2 protein-coding genes and 2 pseudogenes are annotated in these 4,525 nt (G+C 69.8%); 2 read left to right on the top strand and 2 right to left on the bottom strand.

Annotation, left to right across the window (positions count from 1 at the left end; translation table 11 throughout):
- Positions 1–459 precede the first annotated feature (459 nt).
- Together ACFV8H_RS41225 and ACFV8H_RS41220 are read right to left on the bottom strand one after the other, a co-directional pair.
- Positions 460–642 (bottom strand): annotated as a pseudogene (locus ACFV8H_RS41225) (helicase associated domain-containing protein); the annotation flags it as partial.
- 308 nt (positions 643–950) lie between these two features.
- A complete protein-coding gene (locus ACFV8H_RS41220; RefSeq protein ID WP_380409896.1) occupies positions 951–2,528 on the bottom strand; it encodes a recombinase family protein in 1,578 nt (525 codons plus the stop codon).
- Between the two features lie 98 nt (positions 2,529–2,626).
- Here ACFV8H_RS41220 and ACFV8H_RS41215 point away from each other — a divergent pair.
- Together ACFV8H_RS41215 and ACFV8H_RS41210 are read left to right on the top strand one after the other, a co-directional pair.
- Positions 2,627–2,764: pseudogene (locus ACFV8H_RS41215) on the top strand (exodeoxyribonuclease III); the annotation flags it as partial.
- A gap of 913 nt (positions 2,765–3,677) precedes the next feature.
- The gene (locus tag ACFV8H_RS41210; RefSeq protein WP_380409894.1) at positions 3,678–4,469 is read left to right on the top strand and encodes a BTAD domain-containing putative transcriptional regulator; all 792 of its coding nucleotides are present in this window, start codon (positions 3,678–3,680) and stop codon (positions 4,467–4,469) included.
- Positions 4,470–4,525 lie beyond the last annotated feature (56 nt).

The following is a 4,525-nucleotide window of genomic DNA, read 5'->3' as shown; positions in this document are numbered from 1 at the left end:
ACAGGCCGGCAGGGCTGAACGCCCGGGCCCGGCGGCGAACCCCGCGAGCGTCCCCTGCTCCCCGGCACCGCCGCGGAGCAGGGAACGCCGACCGCGTGCCGGGCACCGTGGCCGCGGCCCGCGCGGCACAGCCCGCCGGCCACCTGCGGTCCGGCCGCCATCGCGGCCCAGGCTGTTCGGGACAGAAGGCCGTGCGGGACGGGTCAGCCGGTCACGGTCTCGGCCACGTGCCCGTGGAGCGCGTCCAGGAGCACGGTCTGCCACACGGTCAGCTTCCCGCCGGTGCGGGCCAAGTCCTGCTTGCGCAGCCCCGACCTCGGGCCGGAACGCCGGGTCGTCGCCCAGGCCAGCGCGGTTCGCCGGACCGTCCGTGGTGCCGCCGGCGGCGAGGTAGGCGAGCAGGCGGCGGTACAACCTGTTCCAGTCCGGTTCCAGGCGCCACAGCAGGTCCAGGCCGTCCAGCGCGCCGGCCTGGACGGAGGTGAGGCCCGCGGCCTTGCGCCGGCGGCGCATCCACGCACCTACCGCGTAGCCGTCCAACCTCTCGGCGGCGGGGATCGCGAGGTGGCCGTGGTGGACGGCCCAGGCCCGGGCGTAGGCGTGGCCGCGCTCCCACGCGTTCGCCTGCTTCGACCAGACCATCCCCAGCGCCTCCAACTCCCTGCCCCTGGCCGGGTCGGCGAGACGGACGGCGTCGCCGAACGCAGCTTCGTGCAGGAGCTCGGTGAAGCCAGCCGTCGAGGGAGAGTTGGCTGCTGGAGGTGGCGAGATCCTCGTAGGCGGGGCTCCACCGGCCAGCAGCCGACGAACAGCCGCAGACCGTGTCCCTTCGCCCGGCGCGGTCGTTCATGTCGTCGGAGGCCAAGCCCTGATCCTCGCCGGACGGTCCCGAGAACGCGGGAGCTCGCGCGCCACCAGATCAGCATCGCCCTGTCGTTGGTCCGCCGACTTCAGGCCCGCACCGCCTCTGGATCACCCAGCCTACGTCGAGCCGCCAACTGCTTTGATCGTGCTTGGAGTTCGGCGGGCAGGTACCAGCCTTCGATGTCGGGTGTCATGTAGAGGCGGGCCTTGAGGCCGAGGAGGAGCCGGCGGCGCCTTTCCTGGTCGGCGTGGGTCCAGGCGTCGGCGAAGGTCTCTCCGGTCTCGACCTCGACCCAGGTGGAGGGGCGTTGTGGGAGGGCGGCGAGGCGGCGGCGTTCGTCGACGAGGGTTTCGAGGGCTTCGGAGTACTCGTCGTCGCCGCCGGGGTAGTCGAACAAGTTGCGGCGTTTCTCCTCCCGGAGATCCTTCATGGCCTGGGTGACGTGGTTGAGCTGCTCGGTGTGGTCCTCGCCGGGGATGAACCTGCGCACCGTCATCGCCAGCCCGGCCAGGCGCTCCACCAGGGCCGTGATCGCCGCGGTGACGCGCTCGCCCTTGACGGACTGGCCCTTGCAGGCCGGCTTGCCCGCGGTCTTCGCACACCGGTAGTACTCGTAGACCTTCCCGTTCTTGGCGAGGTTCACCTGCCGGTAGAACCGGTCGCCGCAGCGGTCGCAGTGCGGCACGCCGAGCCAGGGCGAGGCGCCGTTCGAGCGTTCCTTCGTGATCGAGCGCTCGTCCATCGCCGCCTGGATCGCGGCCCACTGCTCCTCGGTGAACAGGGGCTCGGCCATGCGGATGGGCAGGCCCTTGGCGTCGCGGGCGATCTTACGTGCCTTCACGGAGCGGCCGGTCAGTTTCAGGCCCATCGTCGCCGGCGAGCGCAGGATCTTGCCCACGCTGGTGGGGTTCCAGTGGTTCGACGGCGGCGTCTTGCGCTTGCTCGTGTAGGTGTCGCCCTGGTTCTTGTACGCGTGGGTCGCCGGGGTGTCGAAGCCGGCGGCCTCCAGGGCAGTGGCGATCATCCACTGGCTCTGCTCCTCCAGCAGGAGCTTGCCCATGTAGCGCACGGCCTCGGAGGTGACCGGGTCCGGCTCCAGGGTGCGCCCACCACCGACACGGTCCACGATCCGGTAGCCGTACGGCGGCTGCCCGCCCGCCCATCGGTCCGTCTTGCGCAGGTGCCTGTGCGCCGCGGTGACGCGGGCCTTGATCCTCTTGAGCTCCATCTCCGCGAAGATCGAGGCCAGCATCAGGAAGACCTTGGCCAGCTCGTTCCCGAACGAGCGTTCCTGACCCTTGCGGTAGTCCAGGGTGATGCCGTCGTCCGTGAACACCAGGACCTTGTGGTTCTCCTCCGCCCAGTGCGCCACGTCCGCGCAGTCCTTCGCGGAGCGGAACGCCCGGTCGACCTTGGCCCACACCAACGCGTCCCACTCACCCTGCCGCTCGGTCAGCCACGGACCCAGGTCCGGACGCTTCCACGGCGTGACCTCCGCGGAGACGTCCAAGTCCTCGAAGGACCCGACGATCTCCCACTCCTTCGAGAGCGCGTGCCGGGTCGCCGTCTCCGCCTGGATCAGGTGCGACACCTTGCCCTCGTTACCGTGCGTGTCCGAGACACGCGAACCCACCACCGCCCGAACCGGCGCCGAATCCGTCATGATGCCCATGGGCACCCCCCTACCGCCCCGGCCAGCAGGCACCCTCGAACAGGCTGCACTCGAACGGGTGGACCTTTTTCGAAAAGGTGTCGTTCCGCTGGCGGATTGACCTCCAGGTCGCCACCCCGGGCCTCGCCGGCAGGACCGTCGAGGCCTACGTCGAACGCGCCGCTTCCCACGCCGAGCGCTGGAGCGACCACGCGCCGGTGACCGTGGTGTTCGACCACCAGGTCTGACACCTCTCCACGGGCAGGGCTCCGGGGAAACCGGGAGCTCTGCCCGGACATCTCGACCGCACCGACTCGGACCGAGGGCCGCCGGCCGTCCGGGCGCACGGGGCCGCCTCGCTGCCGCAGTGCCGGGTGGTCATGCCGTCGTGGGCCCGGGAGCCCTTGGGGACGAGCCCGACGACGTCCAGGTCGGCCGTCGCGTCGGCGGCCGTCGCCGCCGAGTCCATCGGCACGCCGAGCCCTTGCGCATCAGTATGCAGGTCGTCCCGTGCCGCTGGAGCGAGCCGTTCCCGGCCTCCGCGCCCCGGGAGTCCGACCCGCCGCTCCGATGTGAGGGGTCGGTTCTCGCCAACTATCCACCCGAATCAGCGTGTTGACGTGAGCACACCTGATTGTCTCACCAAATTGCCCATTCGAGGCAGTACTTGATTATCATTCACAGTACTCTCATATAGACGGGGATCGACCGGGCGGCGACTCGTGCGAACCCCCCTTGGGCGAAACCTGCCCGCCGCTCAATCCGGCTGCGGCACAGCGCATTTGCGCACGACTGTCGCACCGCCGGCCCGTCGGGGCGTGGAGGCCGGGCGCGAGACGATCAAGAACGTGCACATTCATGAGCCCGCGCTCACGTGAGCCGGATCACGCGGAGCCCCCGACCGCCGAGCGGGGCGTCGCCGGGCCGACTGGCCTGCGCCATGGGCGCCATGGGGATCCTGGGCAACCGGGCATCCCGACCGGCCGATGCGATCGCATGCCGGCGTGCCATACCAAGAGGTGCGACATCGATCCAGACCTTCTATCCCGACGATTTACAAGTATTCTGTCTCCAACCGTGCGGAAACTCTCCGGGACCGGTCCTGGGATCAAGGGGTTTCCGCCGAGCGGTCGAAGCGTTTTTCGTTACTGGGAGTGACTTATGGCGGATGGTCACACAATGGATTTCAGTGTCCTCGGCCCGTTAGCCGTACAGGCTGACGGAATATCGGTGAATCCGGGCTCGGCGCGCCAGCGGGCGGTATTGTCCGCCCTCCTCCTCACTCCGGGTCAACCCGTGACGGCGGAGCAACTTGCCGAAGCCGTCTGGCCGAGGAATCCTCCGAACGACGTCATGACGAACCTGCACAGCTACGTGTCGAATCTCCGGCGGATCCTGGAGCCGAACCGGCCACCCCGCTGCCGCGACACCGTTCTGAGGCGCGAGCCGAACGGCTACGTACTGGCGGTGGACACCGACTGCATCGACGCAACGCTCTTCGAACGCCTTCTGCACGACGGCCGGCGACTACTCCAAGCAGGACTGCACCAGAAGGCCGGGCGGACGCTGGGGAGCGCATTGGCGCTGTGTCGGGGAACGGCCTACCCCGAGGTGAGCGACTACGCACTCGGGGCCCAAGCGGCCGCACGCTTCGAGGAGTTGCGGCTGCTGGCACTGGAGAGCCTGTGGGAGGCGAGGCTGTCCGAGGCGCGGGACTTCTCGGTGGTCGCCGCCGAACTTCCCGCGCTCACCTCGCGATTCCCGACCCGGGAGCGGTTCAGCTGGCTGCTGATGAAGGCCCTGTACCGGTCCGGTCGGCGGGCCGACGCGATCGACGCGTACCACCGGACCCGACGGACCCTGGCGGACGAGTACGGCGTGGACCCAGGCGCCGAGTTGCAGGAGCTGTTCGGCTCGATCCTGCGCGGCGACCCCGTCGCGGGCTGCGCATGAGCACGCCGCGACGATAGGCCCCCGACAACGGCCCGGGGGGGGGGGGGGGGGCCCCC

The sequence above is a fragment of the Kitasatospora sp. NPDC059827 genome, assembly GCF_042731675.1.
Taxonomy (GTDB): Bacteria; Actinomycetota; Actinomycetes; order Streptomycetales; family Streptomycetaceae; genus Kitasatospora.
This window is presented reverse-complemented; position numbering and strand designations above follow the sequence as displayed.